General features: G+C 55.1%; 17 protein-coding genes. 14 read left to right on the forward strand and 3 right to left on the reverse strand.

Annotation, left to right across the window (positions count from 1 at the left end; translation table 11 throughout):
• Positions 1-31 precede the first annotated feature (31 nt).
• The 10 genes from ACOSDR_RS01380 (at position 32) to ACOSDR_RS01425 (ending at position 8,282) form a co-directional block, all read left to right on the forward strand.
• Positions 32-349 (forward strand): ferredoxin family 2Fe-2S iron-sulfur cluster binding protein, encoded by a 318-nt coding sequence (locus tag ACOSDR_RS01380; protein WP_420723033.1) that lies wholly within the window; start codon positions 32-34, stop codon positions 347-349.
• Between the two features lie 415 nt (positions 350-764).
• Positions 765-968, forward strand: coding sequence for a cold-shock protein (locus ACOSDR_RS01385; RefSeq protein WP_420723034.1), 204 nt, complete (start codon positions 765-767; stop codon positions 966-968).
• A 204-nt stretch (positions 969-1,172) separates the two neighbouring features.
• Entirely contained in the window at positions 1,173-2,012 is an 840-nt protein-coding gene (locus ACOSDR_RS01390; RefSeq protein WP_420730179.1) for a phosphodiesterase, read from the forward strand.
• Between the two features lie 78 nt (positions 2,013-2,090).
• Entirely contained in the window at positions 2,091-2,579 is a 489-nt protein-coding gene (locus ACOSDR_RS01395; RefSeq protein ID WP_420723036.1) for an SUF system Fe-S cluster assembly regulator, read from the forward strand.
• Positions 2,580-2,585: 6 nt separating this feature from the next.
• Complete coding sequence (gene sufB, locus ACOSDR_RS01400; protein WP_420730181.1) at positions 2,586-4,052, forward strand: Fe-S cluster assembly protein SufB; 1,467 nt, start codon at positions 2,586-2,588, stop codon at positions 4,050-4,052.
• A 134-nt stretch (positions 4,053-4,186) separates the two neighbouring features.
• Complete coding sequence (gene sufC / locus ACOSDR_RS01405; RefSeq protein WP_420730182.1) at positions 4,187-4,942, forward strand: Fe-S cluster assembly ATPase SufC; 756 nt, start codon at positions 4,187-4,189, stop codon at positions 4,940-4,942.
• Positions 4,939-6,159, forward strand: coding sequence for a Fe-S cluster assembly protein SufD (gene sufD, locus ACOSDR_RS01410; RefSeq protein ID WP_420723039.1), 1,221 nt, complete (start codon positions 4,939-4,941; stop codon positions 6,157-6,159). The genes sufC and sufD overlap by 4 nt, the downstream gene beginning before the upstream one ends.
• On the forward strand, positions 6,156-7,409 hold the full coding sequence (locus tag ACOSDR_RS01415; RefSeq protein WP_420723040.1) for an aminotransferase class V-fold PLP-dependent enzyme: 1,254 nt from the start codon (positions 6,156-6,158) through the stop codon (positions 7,407-7,409). The genes sufD and ACOSDR_RS01415 overlap by 4 nt, the downstream gene beginning before the upstream one ends.
• Positions 7,410-7,419: 10 nt before the next feature.
• Positions 7,420-7,881: a DUF59 domain-containing protein gene (locus tag ACOSDR_RS01420; protein ID WP_420723041.1), complete on the forward strand. Its 462-nt coding sequence runs from the start codon at positions 7,420-7,422 to the stop codon at positions 7,879-7,881.
• 50 nt (positions 7,882-7,931) lie between these two features.
• Positions 7,932-8,282, forward strand: a complete 351-nt coding sequence (locus ACOSDR_RS01425; protein WP_420723042.1) for a HesB/IscA family protein — start codon at positions 7,932-7,934, stop codon at positions 8,280-8,282.
• Positions 8,283-8,299: 17 nt separating this feature from the next.
• On the opposite strand, the gene ACOSDR_RS01430 is transcribed toward ACOSDR_RS01425, so the two are convergent.
• Positions 8,300-9,568: an MFS transporter gene (locus ACOSDR_RS01430; protein WP_420723043.1), complete on the reverse strand. Its 1,269-nt coding sequence runs from the start codon at positions 9,566-9,568 to the stop codon at positions 8,300-8,302.
• A 237-nt stretch (positions 9,569-9,805) separates the two neighbouring features.
• Here ACOSDR_RS01430 and betA point away from each other — a divergent pair, with 237 nt between their 5' ends.
• Positions 9,806-11,512 carry a choline dehydrogenase gene (gene betA, locus ACOSDR_RS01435; protein WP_420730183.1) on the forward strand — a complete coding sequence of 569 codons (1,707 nt, stop codon included), beginning with the start codon at positions 9,806-9,808 and terminating at the stop codon, positions 11,510-11,512.
• A 7-nt stretch (positions 11,513-11,519) separates the two neighbouring features.
• On the opposite strand, the gene ACOSDR_RS01440 is transcribed toward betA, so the two are convergent.
• A complete protein-coding gene (locus ACOSDR_RS01440; protein ID WP_420730184.1) occupies positions 11,520-12,047 on the reverse strand; it encodes a PAS domain-containing protein in 528 nt (175 codons plus the stop codon).
• 168 nt (positions 12,048-12,215) lie between these two features.
• On the opposite strand from ACOSDR_RS01440, the gene ACOSDR_RS01445 reads away from it, so the two are divergent.
• Positions 12,216-13,208, forward strand: coding sequence for a deacylase (locus tag ACOSDR_RS01445; protein ID WP_420730186.1), 993 nt, complete (start codon positions 12,216-12,218; stop codon positions 13,206-13,208).
• Here ACOSDR_RS01445 and ACOSDR_RS01450 read toward each other — a convergent pair.
• On the reverse strand, positions 13,200-13,523 hold the full coding sequence (locus tag ACOSDR_RS01450) for a hypothetical protein (RefSeq protein ID WP_420730187.1): 324 nt from the start codon (positions 13,521-13,523) through the stop codon (positions 13,200-13,202). The genes ACOSDR_RS01445 and ACOSDR_RS01450 overlap by 9 nt on opposite strands.
• 361 nt (positions 13,524-13,884) lie before the next feature.
• Here ACOSDR_RS01450 and ileS point away from each other — a divergent pair, with 361 nt between their 5' ends.
• On the forward strand, positions 13,885-16,767 hold the full coding sequence (gene ileS, locus ACOSDR_RS01455; RefSeq protein WP_420730188.1) for an isoleucine--tRNA ligase: 2,883 nt from the start codon (positions 13,885-13,887) through the stop codon (positions 16,765-16,767).
• 26 nt (positions 16,768-16,793) lie between these two features.
• Positions 16,794-17,267 carry a signal peptidase II gene (lspA, locus tag ACOSDR_RS01460; RefSeq protein WP_420723049.1) on the forward strand — a complete coding sequence of 158 codons (474 nt, stop codon included), beginning with the start codon at positions 16,794-16,796 and terminating at the stop codon, positions 17,265-17,267.
• Positions 17,268-17,281 lie beyond the last annotated feature (14 nt).

Genomic DNA, 17,281 nt, shown 5'->3' on the forward strand with positions numbered 1-17,281 from the left:
GCGAAGAATAGTCAGGCGTAAGGAAACCGGGATGCCAAAAATCACCTTTATTCACCGCGACGGCAGCGAGACCATTGTTGATGCGAAAGCTGGCCTGTCGGTCATGGAAACCGCTGTCGAGAATGATGTTGAGATCGAGGCGGCCTGTGAAGGGTCCCTGGCCTGCGCAACCTGTCATATGGTCGTTGAAGATCAGGATTGGTATGAAAAGCTTGATCCGCCCAGTGAAGATGAAGAAGACATGTTGGATTTGGCGTTTGGTCTGACCAAGACATCCCGCCTGACCTGTCAAATTCGCGTAACCGATGCGCTGGATGGCATTCGCTTGCGCGTGCCGGAAGAAACCTGACCCCTTTGACAGCCAATTTACATTTGATCCGATTTGGTCAGTATTCTGACAAATAGGTCATTGTTTGGGAATTATGGTTAATACTGCCAGGGCTTGTGTGGGCAAACCGTTACAAAAATCGGGCTGTTCCGCGCAGCAAACAGCAGGAACGCAAGATTCCCCTTGCATTCCGTATGGTTCCGGCGCATGGTCCGCCTCGTGATGACCCCGCACCTGGTTTGCGAGTGATGTTTGACTTTAGAGACGATACTAAGCTTTCGCTTGCGACCGTGCTAGAGACTACCTTCCTCAAAAAATCCTAATCAGGGCGACTCGCCCCGGTTCCGCACGAGCGCGGTCCGGGAATGCATATCGGGTTTGGTCTTTCAATGAAGGAAGGCCGACCAGCGAATCAAACAAGTAGGACTACGAGAAAATGGCCAAAGGCACCGTCAAATTTTTCAACACCACCAAAGGTTTCGGCTTCATCACACCAGATAGCGGCGAAAAGGACGTTTTCGTTCACATCACTGCTGTTCAGGCTTCCGGCATGGACACGCTGAGCGATGGCCAAGCCGTGGAATTCGAGGTCGAAGCCGACCGTCGCGGCCCGAAGGCGGTGAATTTGCGCGCATCCTAACGCCGCGCGAACCGATCTTGGGGAGTAATCCTTAAGACCGGTACCGCGCAGCGGTGAAGAGGGGCGGTGCCAATGGCGCCGCCCTTTCTTTTTGTCCGATTGGTGTTGCTGTCCGCATCGTCTTACAATCTTCACTCGCCAGATGTCGGTGTGTTTGGCAGGGTTGTTTGTGTGATTTAGACAGAGGCTTCTTAAGGATCGGGCATGTCGAAGATTATTGTGTTCACGGATTTGCACATCCTGCCCATCGGCAAGACGATCATTGGTCTGGATCCCTATGCGCGTCTTGCTGCTGGTATTGACCATGCGACCAAAATTCATCCAGATGCAGACCGTATTGTCTGTACCGGCGACTTAACCCATCGGGGGGATGCAGACTCTTATCTGCGCCTGGCGGAACTGTTGGACCGGACGCATATTCCCGTCAGCCTGTTGATCGGCAATCACGATTCCCGAGAAACATTCCTGTCCTGCTTCCCTGACGTGTCCGTGGACCCAAATGGCTTTGTCCAAAGCGTGCTGGATGTTGGGGATTGGCGTCTGGTCTTTCTAGACACATTGAATGCACCCCCCTATGAATTTCCGGAAACGTATAGTGGCTATCTGTGTCCGGCGCGGCTGGAGTGGCTGCAGGGGCAGTTAAGGGAAGCCGGGGATCGACCCGTGCTGCTGTTCCTGCATCATCCGCCCCACGATATCGGGTTTCCCGGCATGGATGCCATCAAGTTAAAGAATGGTCCGGCCCTGTATGACGTAATCGGGCGTTTCAATTGTGTGAAGCATCTTGTGGCGGGCCATGTGCATCGCACGATTTCTGGGTCTCATCGCGGTGTTCCGTTCAACATATTCAAAAGTCCCTGTCACCAGATGCCGATGAATATGGATTCGATGGATGTATCACTTTCGGTGGATGAACCGGCGGCCTATGGCATCCTGTTGACCACGCCGACCGGCGTTCTGGCGCACAGCGAAGACTATGAAATCGCAATTGCGGATGTGGGTACCTCACACGAGGCCCTGGGGGCCGGCGCAGCAGCGGAATAAATTTCCCAAATCCCATTTCAGGCCTTGCAAAGACGACCTTTTCCGCTACATCTAGAAACAGGACTTATTTAGTCCAGTATGAGAAAGCGAAAGGTTTTCAGTGTGTTTCGCCTGTCACGAATGACAGATTATGGTGTGGTTTTGTTGAGCTATATGGCCCAGCAACCCAATGTGTTATGCACAGCCCCGGAATTGGCTGATCGCACGACGCTGCCTGCACCAACAGTTGCCAAAATATTGAAATCCCTGTCTAAAGCAGGCGTTTTGGCGGCGACACGCGGGGCGTTGGGGGGCTATGTCCTGTCCCGCCCCACACAGGAAATCAGCGTTTCAGAGATTATTACGGCCCTGGACGGACCGGTCGCGCTGACGGCCTGTGTAGACGGGTCGGATGATAATTGTGCGGTGGAAAGCCTGTGCCCGATGGCGGGGGGGTGGAACCGCATCAACCTGGCCGTGAAGTCGGCTTTGGACAATGTAAGTCTGGCGGATTTGATCAGTGACAGTGGCATGATCCGACATTTTGAAGATGCGCCCGCTTCCGGGCTGGCGACAGTAGGACGGTAATTTATCATGGCTACGACAGACACAGTTGAACGCGTAAGCGCCCTGGAAGCGGAAAAGTACCGCTATGGCTTCTCAACAGATATTGAGATGGATTTCGCGCCCAAGGGCTTGAACGAAGACATCGTGCGCCTGATTTCCGCCAAAAAGGAAGAACCCGAATGGCTTCTGGAATGGCGGCTGAAGGCTTTTGCGCTGTGGCAGGATATGCCGGAACCCGGCTGGCAGAAGCCCGATGTGCCGCAGATTGATTATCAGGATGTCTACTACTATGCCGCCCCGAAGAAGGACGGCCCGAAATCGCTGGATGAGGTTGACCCGAAGCTACTGGAAACCTATGCCAAGCTGGGCATTCCGTTGAAGGAACAAGAGGTTCTGGCCGGTGTTGAAGGTGCACCCCGGGTTGCCGTGGATGCTGTTTTTGACAGCGTATCGGTTGCGACGACCTATCGCAAAGAGCTGGAATCACACGGTATTGTCTTTTGTTCCATCTCAGAAGCGGTGAAAACGCATCCAGACCTTGTGAAGAAATATCTGGGCTCTGTCGTACCGTATTCCGATAACAAACATGCCTGTCTGAATGCCGCTGTGTTTACCGATGGCAGCTTTGTGTACATCCCCAAGGGCGTGAAATGCCCGATGGAATTGTCCACCTATTTCCGCATCAACGCCCAGGAAACCGGGCAGTTTGAACGCACCCTGATCATTGCTGACGAAGGATCTTATGTCAGCTATCTGGAAGGGTGTACCGCGCCGATGCGCGATGAAAATCAACTGCATGCCGCCGTGGTGGAATTGATCACGCTGGACGATGCGGAAATCAAATATTCGACGGTGCAGAACTGGTATCCCGGAGATGTGAACGGCAAGGGCGGGATCTTTAATTTCGTGACCAAGCGCGGTGCCTGTCGCGGGCGCAATTCCAAAATCAGCTGGACCCAGGTCGAAACCGGTTCTGCGGTCACCTGGAAATATCCAAGCTGCATTCTGCAAGGCGACAATTCGGTCGGGGAATTCTATTCCGTTGCGATCACGAATAATTGTCAGCAGGCCGATACCGGTACGAAGATGATCCATATCGGCAAAAACACCCGGTCGCGTATCATCTCAAAGGGGATTTCGGCCGGGCGTGCGGATCAGACCTATCGCGGGCTGGTGCGGGTCTTGCCCAATGCCAGTGGTGCGCGGAATTTCACCCAGTGCGACAGCCTTTTAATTGGCGACAAATGCGGGGCGCATACCATCCCCTATATCGAAAGCCGCAATCCCTCGGCGCAATTGGAACATGAGGCAACGACCAGCCGGATCAGCGAGGATCAGCTGTTTTATTGTCTGTCCCGTGGGATCGGCGAGGAAGAGGCCGTGGCGCTGATCGTCAATGGTTTCTGTAAGGAAGTGATGCAGACCCTGCCTATGGAATTTGCCGTTGAGGCACAAAAGCTGATCGGCATTTCACTGGAAGGCAGCGTTGGATAAGTCGAGAGAAGTTAATACGTCATTCCCGCGCAGGCGGGAATCCAGAGCCAAATGCAGGAAGCCAGCGTGGCGCTCTGGACCCCGGATCAAGTCCGGGGAGACGGTGAGTCTTTTGAGGAATGGAAAGAACGGTAATGTCATTGTTGAAGATTGAAAATTTGAACGCGACTGTCTGTGGCAAGGAAATCCTGAAAGGGATCAACCTGGATATTCAACCGGGTGAAGTGCACGCGATCATGGGCCCCAATGGCTCAGGTAAATCGACCCTGTCTTATGTTCTGGCGGGTCGCCCAGGATACGAAGTGACCGGTGGATCGGTCACCTATCAGGGCAAGAACCTGCTGGAGATGGCCCCGGAAGAGCGCGCCTGTGAAGGGGTGTTCCTGGCCTTTCAATATCCGGTAGAACTGCCCGGTGTTGCCAATACGACCTTTCTGAAACACGCCCTGAATGCGCGCCGGAAGCATCTGGGTGAGGCTGAACTGGATGCGTTGGAATTCGTGAAGGCGCTGCGCAAAAAGGCGAAAGAGTTGAATATCCCAGATGATATGCTGAAACGGCCGGTCAATGTCGGCTTTTCCGGCGGGGAAAAGAAGCGCAATGAGACGCTGCAAATGGCCATCCTGGAGCCGCGCATGGCAATCCTGGATGAAACCGACAGCGGGCTGGATATCGATGCCCTGAAGCTGGTATCCGATGGCGTCAATGCGCTGCGCAGCGCGGATCGTTCGTTCCTGGTGATTACTCATTATCAGCGGCTTTTGGACTATATCGTGCCGGACAAGGTGCATGTTCTGTCCGCTGGTCGGATTGTGAAGACCGGTGGTAAAGAGCTTGCGCAGGAATTGGAGAAGACCGGTTACGCAGCCTATGAGGATGAAGCGGCATGACGGATAACCTGCTGCAAGATCTGCTGCGCCAGCGGGGCGACTCCGGGCGGTTTGACCCTAAGGAGGCGCTGCCTACCCGCAAGGCGGAAGCATGGAAATATACCGACCTGAAACGGCTGGATAAATTCGGCTGGTCGGTCTGGCTGGCGGAAGACAGCCATGGCGTGACAGCGATACCCGATGCGGCCCTTAAGATTGAGGGCGCGATCAATATTGTTCTGGTCAACGGTTTCCTGGATCGGGATCTGTCCGCATTGGATCATCTGCCAATGGGCCTGTCGCTGGAGGCTGGACCGGCCTCTGAAGCCTATGGTGATGGCTTTACGGATCGGTTGAGCGACGCGCTGACACAGGAGGAACTGACCCTTCGGGTTGATGCGGGCAAGGTGATTGAGGCCCCCATCCATATCCATCATATCACATGGGGGGCAGATGCCGATGCGGCCATCGCCCATGCGGCGCGAGTGACGATCACGCTGGACAAGGGGGCTGAGGCAACCGTTGTGGAAAGCCATGTGACCGCCAGCGGTAATGGATTTACGGTGCCAAGCCTGGGCGTCAGTCTGGGTGAAAATTCCAGACTGGGCCTGTATTCCGCATTGATGGAAAAGGCGGGGTCATCTCAGATCGGCCTTGCCGATATCGGTGTGTCAAAAGGGGCGGTGCTGGATTCCTTTATCCTGTCGATCGGCAAGGGCCTGGCCCGGCGGGAAGTACGCTTAACCATGGCCGGAGAACGAGGCGAAGCTGCCTTGTCCGGGGCTTATTTTGGAACAGGCGATGCCCTGATCGATACGACGACCTTTGTCACCCATGTCGCAGAAAATGCCACCAGTCGACAATTTTTCCGGGGTGTGTTGGATGACCGGTCCCGCGGCGTTTTCCAGGGCAAGGTCCTGGTGCGGGAAGGCGCTCAGGGGACGGATGGTCAACAGCAACACAAGGCCTTGCTGTTATCCGGTCAGGCAGAGGTCGATGCCAAGCCGGAATTGGAAATTTATGCCGATGATGTGCAATGCGCCCATGGCGCAACCGTTGGCGCCCTGGATGAAGACCAGTTGTTCTATCTTCGTGCGCGCGGCATTCCAGAGGCTCAGGCGCGTGCCTTGTTGACGCAATCTTTCCTGATTGAGGCGGTAGAACATATCGCCCGACCGGCAATTCGGGATGTCTTCCGTGACGCGCTGGCCCATCGGTTGGAAGGAGATTTGGTATGAACGACGCCGCAATCCGACTGACAGATGACCTGGCCTATGATGTCGAGGCTGTTCGCGCGGATTTCCCGATCCTCAGCCAAACCGTCCATGGTAAACCGCTGGTCTATTTGGACAGTGGCGCATCGGCGCAAAAGCCCCGGGCGATGATTGAGGCGATGCGTGCGTCTTTTGAGGAATGCTATGCCAATGTGCATCGCGGGGCCTATGACTTTTCGGAACGCACCACGGCGGCCTATGAGGGCGCGCGAGAGATTATCCGCGGCTTTCTGAATGCCAAAAGCGAGCGGGAAATCATTTTCACTAAGAATGCCAGCGAGGCCATTAATCTGGTCGCGTATTCCTATGGTCGGGGTATCCTGAAAGCAGGAGATACGGTTCTGATATCGGAGATGGAACACCATTCCAATATTGTCCCCTGGCAGTTGTTACGGGATGCCACCGGTGTTGCGCTGAAGGTCGTGCCGATCACCGATGAAGGCGAATTCCGCATGGATGCCTATGCCGACATGCTGGATGACAGCGTGAAGCTGGTGGCGGTTACCCATGTGTCCAACGTTTTGGGTACGATCACGCCTGCAAAGAAAATTGTGGAAATGGCCCATTCCGTTGGAGCGAAAGTGCTGTTTGATGGCAGCCAGGCCGTGATGCATATGTCTGTTGATATGCAGGATCTGGATTGCGATTTCTATGCCTTTACGGGCCACAAACTGTATGGCCCGACAGGCATTGGTGTTCTGTATGGCAAGGAAGCGCTGTTGGAGGCCATGCCGCCCTTTCTGGGGGGCGGGGATATGATTTCGTCCGTTACCTTTGAAAAATCGACCTGGGCTGAATTGCCATCAAAATTTGAGGCCGGAACACCGCCTATTGTCGAAGCCATCGGGCTTGGCGCGTCCATTCAATATTTGACCGGGGTTGGAATTGAGCGTGTGGCTGCCCATGAGCACGACTTGTTGACCTATGCCATGCAGCGGCTGGCTTCTATTGATGGATTGCGCGTGGTTGGCACGGCACCTAACAAAACTGCGGTGATTTCATTTGTGATGGGCGAAGCACATCCGCATGACATTGCGACAATCATCGACCAACAGGGCGTTGCCGTTCGGGCCGGACATCATTGCGCCGAACCCCTGATGCATCGTTTGGGGGTTGTGGGCACCGCTCGTGCCTCTTTGGGCATGTACAATACCCGCAGCGAAATAGATGCCTTGGCCCAGGCCTTGGAAAAAGTGAACGCGATTTTTGGATAGGAAGATCGATATGGACGACCGTACCAACGAACGAGACCGGCTGGAAGTCGCCCCGGCCCCACAGACGGGGGCGGATTTTGCGCATCCCTATCTGGGCGGCTTTGGCGAGAAACAGGCTGAAGAGGGCATGCAGGCCCTGTCAGGTGATATTCTGCCAGAGGGCACCGCTGTTGCCAGCCCGGATGCGGTAGAAGCGGCCTTGCGCACGGTCCATGATCCGGAAATCCCGGTGAATATCTATGATCTGGGCCTGATCTATGCCTGTGAGGTGGATGAAAAAGGGGATTGCGACATCACCATGACCCTGACCGCCCCGGCTTGTCCCGTGGCGGGCGAGATGCCGCAACAGGTTGCCGATGCCGTCGCGGCGGTTGAAGGTATCGGGGTGGTGTGTGTTACCCTGACCTGGACGCCACCCTGGCGCCCGGAAATGATGTCGGAAGATGCCAAAATGGCACTGGATTTCTTCTGACAGCGTTATGATATAGTGTACAGTGCGTTATAGGAATGCGAGGAACTGATATGTTTGGGACTGGAAAAGCCATAGTGACCCTGACCGATACTGCCGCTGAACGGGTGCGCAGTTTGATGGAAAAGGGTGGTGACGGCGTGATCGGCCTGCGGATTGGTGTATCCTCCAAGGGCTGCTCCGGCCTGTCTTACGTTGTCGAATATGCCAAGGATAAGAAACAGTTTGAGGAAGAAGTCGATGTCGATGGTGCCAAGGTGCTGATCGATCCGGCGGCAACGATGTTTCTGATCGGGGCGGAAATTGATTACGAGGAATCCAAGCTTCAGTCTGGGTTTACCTTCCGTAATCCAAACGAAACCGCGCGCTGCGGCTGTGGCGAGAGCTTCTCTGTCGCGTCTTAGGCTCTAAACGATCCCGGTTATTCTTGGACAAGCTGTTTGCAATGCGTCTCTCGCAATAGGATGCAGGCAATAAAACCAATGGCATAAGCCAGGATCAGCATTGAGAAAGCGGTGACATAGGCCGCATTTTCATAGATGCGGGCCCCATTTTCTTCCAGGCCGGTCCATCGCAAATCCAGGATGAATCCAAGCAGCGGTTGGAACAGCGCGCCTGATCCCACAACAGCCATATTCACAAAGCCAAGCCCGGCCCCCATTCGGCTGGGTCGGTTTGTTTCGCGCACACAGGTGAAAGATAAGATCATCGTGCAGCCGCTAACGCCGTTAAGGAAGAATAGAACCCCCAACACGGTAGGCGACAGATTTGGGACATAAATCATGATTGCCAATGACAGTGCGCCCATAATGAACCCGGCATACAGGATGGGTTTCCGGCGTCCGATTTTCTCTGTCATGATGCCAAGGGCGGGCCCCACACAGGCCCATCCCAGGAAAATCAGGGATGTACAGGCAGCGGCATCGGCCTTTGTAAATCCTTGTGTTTGAACCAGCCATGGAACCGCCCAAAGGCCTGCAAAGGACAGCATGGGCGCGGCCAACGTGAATCCCAATATCGCGCAGGCCCAACTGTCGCGGCGGGACAGGACATCCTGAAATGCCCCCCCTCCTGTGGCAGGCTTTCCGGTAACAGGTTGGGGTTTGGATCTGGGAATCTCAGCGACCACAAAAAAGATCAGAACCGCCAGGATAGCGCCGATCACCCCAAGGCTGATGATCGTTTCCCGCCATCCATAAGACGAGACGAAGAAGCTGAGTGGTGCTTGCCCGACCATCGCCCCGGTCATGCCAACGCTTTGCAATATGCCAATCAGCATGCTGAAGCGGCGGGCCGGAAACCAGGCGGCTGCAATGCTCATCGTACCGACATACCCACAGGCAACCGAAGCGCCGATAATTGCGCGCCCGATTGAGGCTATGCCCAGGCTGTGGGCCAGGGCAAAGATAAGGCTGCCGATCAAACACAGCGTCATGGCCCCGCTGAGCAATTTTCTGGGGCCAAAACGATCCATCAGAACACCAACCGGCATCTGCATGCCTGCATAGGCATAAAAATAGAATGCGCTCAGCGATCCCAGTGCTCCGCCACCAACGGCGAAAGCGCGCATCAGGTCTTCGGTCATGACGCTGGGGGCAACACGTTGTGTGAAGGCATAGCCGAAACAAAGGCATCCCAGTGCAAAGGCAGCCCAGGCCCTGAGGGAGGGGCGGCGAACAGCATCAGTCATAACAGTATCCCCAATCACAGAGATCCCAAGGCAAGGCCCAGGGTGTTGAATTGAATAGATACAGATATGGCAAATCGCATGAACACTTCTCCCCAACGTGGTCTGACTGATATGCTCTAGCGGATTTTCCGAAATGTAAAACACCGATTAACTTTTTCTGTGTGCGCACCTTTCGCCATCCTTGACGATCGGGTTGCGATGACCCAAACCCGTAGGGTGTGACAAAGGGGAACGGACATGCCGGAAAATCAGACGTATGACTTCATCATTGTGGGGGCCGGGTCGGCCGGATGTGTGCTGGCGGCGCGCCTGACTGAGGAGTCTGATGTGCGGGTCCTGCTGATCGAAGCAGGCGGCAGTGATTCTTCGATCTTTATTCAGATGCCAACGGCACTGTCGATCCCAATGAATATGAAAAAGTTCAACTGGTTCTTTGAAAGCCAACCTGAACCAGGACTGAATAATCGTCTGATGCACACGCCTCGTGGAAAGGTGCTGGGGGGCTCTTCTTCCATCAATGGTCTGGTCTATGTGCGCGGGCATGCCTGTGATTTTGATGAATGGGAAGAGCAGGGCGCTAAAGGCTGGGCCTATCGCCACTGCCTGCCCTATTTTCAGCGGGCGGAAACATGGTCGGACCCGGACGATCGCCCGCAGGATGCCTATCGCGGCACGGATGGCCCTTTATCGACCTGCAATGGAAATAATATGAAAAACCCGCTCTATCGCGCCTGGATTGAGGCGGGGGAGCAGGCTGGCTATGGCAAGACGGAAGACTATAACGGCTATCGGCAAGAAGGCTTTGGCCGGATGCATATGACAGTGAAGGATGGCGTTCGCTGGTCGACAGCCAATGCCTATTTGAAACCTGCCATGGGCCGCCCAAATCTGACCGTTGTAACGAAAGCCCTGACAGAAAAAATCCTGCTGGAGGGTAAGAAGGCCGTTGGCATCCGCTATCAGGTCAATGGCAAGGTGACAGAGGCGCGGGCCAATCGGGAAGTCATCCTAAGCGCCGGGTCGGTCGGGTCGCCACAAATACTTCAACTGTCAGGGATCGGCCCCGCCGATGTTCTGAAGAAGGCTGGCGTGGATGTCGTGCATGACCTGCCGGGCGTCGGGGGTAATTTGCAGGATCATCTGGAAGTCTATTTCCAGTTCCGCAGTAAAAAGCCCATCACACTGAATGGAAAACTGGATCCGTTCAGCAAGTTCATGATCGGGGCGCGCTGGTTCTTTTTCAAATCCGGGCTGGGGGCGACCAATCATTTTGAATCCTGTGCCTTTATCCGATCAAAACCAGGGCTGAAGTCACCGGATCTGCAATATCATTTCCTGCCAGCCGCAATGCGTTATGACGGCAAAGCCTCCTTTGACGGGCATGGTTTTCAGGTTCATGTCGGGCCAAACAAGCCCAAGAGCCGGGGACATATTCACATCACATCCCCGGACCCGGCCGCAAAGCCGGAGATCCTGTATAACTATATGACAGAACAGGAAGATATTGAGGCGTTCCGCGCCTGCATTCGATTAACCAGGGAGATTATGGCGCAACCAGCAATGGATGATTTCCGGGGGTCAGAAATCCAACCAGGCGAAGCGATCGCCGGGGATAAGGAGATCGATGCCTGGATCAGGGAAAATGCTGAAAGCGCGTATCATCCGTCCTGCACGTGTAAAATGGGCGCGAAAGACGATCCTACCGCTGTTATCGATACGGATTGTCGCGTGATCGGTATTGAAGCCCTGCGCATCGTGGATAGCTCGATCTTTCCAACAATTCCCAATGGAAATTTGAATGCACCAACCATTATGGTGGGAGAAAAGGCAGCGGATTTGCTTCGGGGGCGCGACCCATTGCCTGCGTCAAACGCGCCGGTTTGGATTGCACCGGATTGGGAAACCAAACAGCGGGAGGGTGAACCTGTTCGGGCGGCGGGTTAGAGCAGCGCTATCCGATATCCGCGCAGGCGATCCTTACAATATTCCCTGATAACGGCGGGATGTGAACGGGTTCGAAATTCACATACCGATACAGGCTGACGCCTAATACATAGGACGTTGCCCCGGACGTGTCTTTCAGAGGAACCAGCATCCGCTCTGCTTGTTGCGTGGTTTGTTCCGTCAGTCTTTCCCTGGCGGTGCCATACTGAACAAGGGGTGTGTTGGTGATCATGTGCCAGCGCTTAAGAACCGTTGGATAGTCCACGGGGCCAACGATCTGCGCCAGGCTCTTGCCCTTAATGCTGTAACCCCAGGCCGCATTGACTTCTTCTCCCGCCAAGCGACACAAATAATTGCCATTGGAGGGATCAAAGCGATACAGCCACATAAATTGCAAAAGTGTTGGGACCCTCATAGGGTCGAAGTTCTTCTTCAAGGGAACGATTTCATTTCCCCGTCGTGCCGCACGCCAAGCATTCAGGAAATCCAGAATTCTTGGATCTGCATCAGATAAGTGCGCTTGTGTTGATGTCATTAACCGATCCGATGCCATTTTTATTCGCTTCGGCCCATGCCGACCGTAAAGTTACAATTTTGTCTGTCACGATTGCCCAATGTGATTGGCGCCTCTTGCCAATCGTAGAATTGGGACGTCTACTCTATCTGTCTGAGATCTTTATAAAAACGTGATGGATTCAAGTTTATGACCCTTTCCCCGGTTCAGTGCACCGTTGATTTGACCATCCCAGGACGTAATCTGGGATTTCTCAGAGTGCCTCATTCAGTCCATCGATCAGCGTATGGGCATATTCCTGTGCCCATTGTATCTTTCGTCGGGCCAAAGCCTGGGCCGACTGTCTTGCTGATGTCGGGTAATCACGGGGACGAATACGAAGGCCAGGTCATCCTGTCGGATTTGATCCGTACATTGGACCCAACAGATATATGTGGTCGCCTGACACTTTTGCCAATGGCGAACTTCTCGGCTGCGGAGGCTGGACTTAGAACATCGCCCCTGGACAGTGGCAATCTGAACCGCAGCTTTCCCGGTCGGGCGGTGGGGGCACCGACAGAAATGATTGCGTTCTATATCGAACACCATCTGATCGTCGGTACGGATATGGTGATTGACCTGCATTCAGGCGGATCCTCTTTGTATTGTGTGCCCTTCGCAATGACATCCTGGGTTGAAGGAAACGCCCGAAATTCCATGCGTCTGAAGGTTCTGGAGGCATTGGGGTTGCCATTCGTGCTGCGTCATGGACCGGAAGCTGAAGGGTGGTATTCGTCCTCTGCATCCTGGCGGGCCGGGGCGGCGGGCTTCACCCTGGAATTGGGCGGGGGTGGAACGGTCGATCCCGCTATCCGACAGGGCGCGCAAACCGGCATCTTGCGGGCATTGGCCGCAGTTGGATCTTACACCGGCCAGATTGTCGGGGATGTTCTGTCCCCAACATACCGTGATTTTCAAAGGGAAGACTACATTTTCGCACAAGAGCCCGGCCTTTACGAACCGCTGGTTCTGGCAGGCGGAGAGATCGCAGCAGGTCAAGTGGTCGCGCGCATTCATTTTCCCGAGACGCCGGGTAAGGCTCCGTTGGATGTTCATTTCGATCAGCCAAGCATTGCCTTGGCGCACCGCGTGCCCGCGCGGGTCATTCGGGGGGATTGCCTGTTCCATGTCGCTTTAAAATAAGCTGGCGCTGTTTTCTGATATTGTTTCAACGGTCTGATATGTGACGCCGACTTCAGAGCGTGTGACATGTACGACTGTAAAGTCGACATGCTTATGGACGCTATAGCCGGCCGCGTGCAGGTGTAATATAGCGCGCCCTGTCCTGCCCATGACACGGTATTCCATTGGGACGATTGCCCGAAAGCCATGGTCGCTGAAATCCATCAACCGGTATTGATGTCCATCCAGCTCCAATACCGGAAGAACGACTGTAAGGCGCGTTTCCCCCCGACGGTCCCGCAGGTTTTCCAGCGATATTGATTCTAACTGAGCCATCCGCAGGACTTCCTTCCAGGCATTTGTCAGATCGGGGCGCATGATCTTTTGATAGCAGGAATAGATTAAGGACTGCTTAACAATGATCCGATCCTAAAACAGGCACAAAGCGATCAATGCGGCATTCAGATGCTTGATTTCAGGCAGGCTAGCCCATACAGTCGCGCCGCTATGAAACACCGCTTCACCAGCCTTTCGCGCTTTGGCGCTTTTGGGACTCGAATTATCGGCCCGGCCCTCGCGGGGCGGGGCTCGCGGGCGTCGGGATAGGTTTGCTGTTGCTGCGGCCACCACTTGGTTCGGTCGACCCCTTTGAACCCAGTCCACCTTCTATAGATTTAAGACAGAGAGTCTGAAAACGATGAGCGCTGAAACGCCACAGAGCGTCGATTACAAAGATACCATCAATCTGCCCCAGACAGAATTTCCGATGCGGGCGGGGCTGCCGGATCTTGAGCCGAAAATTCTGGATCGCTGGGCCCAGACCAAGCTGTGGGACCGTCTGCGCGCCGATAGCAAGGGCCGTGAGAAATTCATCCTGCATGATGGTCCTCCTTATGCGAATGGGGACCTGCATATCGGCCATGCCCTGAATAAGATCCTGAAGGACATCATCGTTCGGTCTCGCCAGATGACGGGTTATGACGCCCCCTACGTGCCAGGCTGGGACTGCCACGGCCTGCCCATCGAATGGAAGATCGAGGAACGCTATCGCGCGGCGGGTCTGGACAAGGACGATGTGCCCATCGTCGAATTCCGCCAGGAATGCCGCGTCTTTGCCGATGAATGGATCGACAAGCAACGCACTCAGTTCAAACGCCTGGGCGTGCAGGGGGATTGGGATAATCCCTATACCACCATGGCCTATGGCGCCGAAGCGCAGATCGCGGCTGAAATCGGCAAGTTTCTGATGCAGGGCAGCCTGTATAAGGGCGCGCGTCCTGTTTGGTGGTCGGCAGTTGAGAAAACTGCGCTGGCTGAGGCCGAAGCCGAATATATGGAACATAAATCCACCACGATCTGGGTGAAGTTCCCGGTCAGCACCGCAAAGTCCCCTGCTTTGGCGGGGGCGTCTGTGGTGATCTGGACCACGACCCCTTGGACGATACCGGGCAATCGCGCGGTCGCCTGTCACGAGGATTTCGACTATGTCGTGATGCAGGTCGATGCGGTGGATGAGGGCGCTAAAGGCGCTGTTGTCGGGGAGAAGCTGGTCATCGCCAAATCCCTGATTGAAGCGGTCTGCACACAGGCCAAGATCACGGAACACACGATCCTATCCACCCTGAAAGGGGCGGATGTGGCAGGGTCTGTCTGTCGTCACCCCTGGTTTGATCATTCGGAAGCGGGGGATGGCTATGGGTTTGACGTGCCGGTCCTGCTGGCAGATTTCGTAACCGACGATACCGGGACGGGTTTTGTCCATATCGCGCCGGGCCACGGCGCCGATGACTGGCAGTTGGGCAAAAAGAACAATATCGAAATCCCGCAAACCGTTGGCGAGGATGGCAGCTTCTATGACTTCGTGCCGCTGATGGCGGGTAAGGTCGTGATCACGCAGGAAGGCAAGGAAGGCGATGCCAATCCATCCGTCATGCGGGAACTGGCCATTGTCGGACGCTTGCTGGCCAAGGGCAGCCTGCGTCACAGCTATCCCCATAGCTGGCGCTCCAAGGCACCCTTGATCTTCCGCAATACGGCCCAGTGGTTCATTTCCATGGAAAGCCATGGTTTGCGCGATGTGGCGCTGCAGGCCATTGACGACACGGATTTCTATCCGAAACAGGGCAAAACCCGGCTGCATTCCATGATCAAGGAACGCCCGGATTGGTGCATCAGCCGTCAGCGGGCCTGGGGTGTGCCTATTCCTGTCTTCGTGAACAAGGAAACCGGGGAGCCCTTGCGGGATCAGGCGGTCGTGGATCGTGTCGTTGCCGCATTCCGGGAGGAAGGGGCCGATGCCTGGTTCTCCAGCGATCCGTCCCGATTCCTGGGCAATGAGTATAATGTTGAAGAGTATGAGCAGGTCCGCGACGTCGTCGATGTCTGGTTCGACTCCGGCTCCACCCATGCCTTTGTGCTGGAAGGGCGCGAAGACCAGCAATGGCCGGCATCCCTGTATCTGGAAGGGTCGGATCAGCATCGCGGCTGGTTCCATTCCAGCCTGCTGGAAAGCTGTGGCACGCGGGGGCGCGCACCCTATGACGCCGTCCTGACCCATGGTTTTGTGATGGCGGAAGACGGTCGCAAAATGTCCAAATCCCTGGGAAATGTCGTCGTTCCGGCCACTGTAAACGATAAATATGGTGCGGAGATCCTGCGTCTGTGGGTCGTGTCGGAAGATTATTCCGGTGACCTTCGCATCGGGGAGAGCATGCTTAAGCAGCTGACCGACTATTATCGGCGGTTCCGCAATACGCTGCGCTGGCTGTTGGGCAGCCTGGCCTATTACCAGCCGGAAAAGCGGGTCGATCCCGCCGATATGCCGGAATTGGAGCGTTGGGCCCTGCATCGTGTCGCGGAAATCGATAAAATCGTCCGCAAGGGCATCGAAACCTATGATTTCACCCTGATCTTCCGTGAAGTTCACGAATTCTGTGCGGTGGACCTGTCGGCCTTTTACTTCGATATCCGAAAAGATTCTCTGTATTGTGATGCCCCGGACAGCCCGACCCGGCTGGCGGCATTGACTGTGCTGGATACATTGTTCAACAGCCTGACAGCGTGGCTGGCCCCTATCCTGTGCTTCACGACGGAGGAAGCCTGGCTGACACGGCACGGCGATGGGCCGGATGTGTCCGTACATATGCGCCAAATGCCCCAAGTGTCCGACGATTGGCTGTTGCCCGAGGCTGAGGCTGCCCGGTGGGGCAAAGTGCGTCGGGTGCGACGTGTTGTGTTGGCCGCCCTGGAACAGAAACGCACGGAAAAAGTCATCCGCTCCAACCTGGATGCGGCCCCGACGGTCTATGTCGATGCCGCGCATCAGGCGGCTTTTGCCGATCTGGATCTGGCCGATATTCTGATCACGTCTGCTGGCACATTAAGCCTTGAAACACCGCCGGAAGGGGCGTTCACCTTGCCGGATTGTCCAGGGATCGCGGTTGTTTTCAAGCTGGCCGATGGCGCGAAATGTCAGCGTTGCTGGAAGGTTTTGTCCGATGTCGGCAGCCGTCCCCAGACACCAGGTATCTGTGGACGTTGCGCGGATGCTGTCTCAGCCTCGCCCCAGGCGGCGGAATAACTCCTTTAGAAAGTATCGGGTCTATAATGCAGCGCCTTGGGCTAATTCTTGCAGTATGTATTTTTGGGTTGGATCAGATCTCCAAGCCCTGGATTCTGTCGGTCTTCGACGGGGGCGTACGGTTTGTCGAGGTGACGCCCTTTTTCAATCTGGTGCTGGTATACAATCGGGGCGTCAGCTTTGGTCTGCTGTCCAATGACAGTGGTTTGGGGCCCTATATCCTGGCCGGATTGGCTATCGCGATTGCGGTGGCGATATACTATTTCCTGCTGCGTAAAACCGATAAGCGGATCATGGCCATTGCCTGTGGTCTGATCATCGGGGGGGCTTTTGGCAATGCGCTGGACCGGCTGTTATATGGGGCAGTTGTTGATTTTCTAGACTTTCATGTCGCGGGATATCACTGGCCGTCCTTCAATGTAGCGGATTGCGCAATCGTGGTGGGGGCTTTTCTGATTGCATACGATGGCTTGTTTGGGACAGCGAAAGAGCCTAAATAGGATAGGGTAAATAA

The organism is Hwanghaeella sp. 1Z406 (assembly GCF_048892425.1).
Classification (GTDB): Bacteria; Pseudomonadota; Alphaproteobacteria; order UBA8366; family Aestuariispiraceae; genus Pacificispira.

Coding starts and splice junctions, on each gene's coding strand:
- ACOSDR_RS01425 (WP_420723042.1), top strand. CDS start 7,932: ATGTTTGGGACTGGAAAAGCCATAGTGACCCTGACCGATACTGCCGCT.
- ACOSDR_RS01430 (WP_420723043.1), bottom strand. CDS start 9,568: ATGACTGATGCTGTTCGCCGCCCCTCCCTCAGGGCCTGGGCTGCCTTT.
- lspA (WP_420723049.1), top strand. CDS start 16,794: ATGCAGCGCCTTGGGCTAATTCTTGCAGTATGTATTTTTGGGTTGGAT.
- ACOSDR_RS01390 (WP_420730179.1), top strand. CDS start 1,173: ATGTCGAAGATTATTGTGTTCACGGATTTGCACATCCTGCCCATCGGC.
- ACOSDR_RS01440 (WP_420730184.1), bottom strand. CDS start 12,047: ATGACATCAACACAAGCGCACTTATCTGATGCAGATCCAAGAATTCTG.
- sufC (WP_420730182.1), top strand. CDS start 4,187: ATGTCATTGTTGAAGATTGAAAATTTGAACGCGACTGTCTGTGGCAAG.
- sufD (WP_420723039.1), top strand. CDS start 4,939: ATGACGGATAACCTGCTGCAAGATCTGCTGCGCCAGCGGGGCGACTCC.
- ACOSDR_RS01420 (WP_420723041.1), top strand. CDS start 7,420: ATGGACGACCGTACCAACGAACGAGACCGGCTGGAAGTCGCCCCGGCC.
- ileS (WP_420730188.1), top strand. CDS start 13,885: ATGAGCGCTGAAACGCCACAGAGCGTCGATTACAAAGATACCATCAAT.
- ACOSDR_RS01395 (WP_420723036.1), top strand. CDS start 2,091: ATGAGAAAGCGAAAGGTTTTCAGTGTGTTTCGCCTGTCACGAATGACA.
- ACOSDR_RS01450 (WP_420730187.1), bottom strand. CDS start 13,523: ATGGCTCAGTTAGAATCAATATCGCTGGAAAACCTGCGGGACCGTCGG.
- ACOSDR_RS01385 (WP_420723034.1), top strand. CDS start 765: ATGGCCAAAGGCACCGTCAAATTTTTCAACACCACCAAAGGTTTCGGC.
- sufB (WP_420730181.1), top strand. CDS start 2,586: ATGGCTACGACAGACACAGTTGAACGCGTAAGCGCCCTGGAAGCGGAA.
- ACOSDR_RS01380 (WP_420723033.1), top strand. CDS start 32: ATGCCAAAAATCACCTTTATTCACCGCGACGGCAGCGAGACCATTGTT.
- ACOSDR_RS01415 (WP_420723040.1), top strand. CDS start 6,156: ATGAACGACGCCGCAATCCGACTGACAGATGACCTGGCCTATGATGTC.
- ACOSDR_RS01445 (WP_420730186.1), top strand. CDS start 12,216: ATGACCCTTTCCCCGGTTCAGTGCACCGTTGATTTGACCATCCCAGGA.
- betA (WP_420730183.1), top strand. CDS start 9,806: ATGCCGGAAAATCAGACGTATGACTTCATCATTGTGGGGGCCGGGTCG.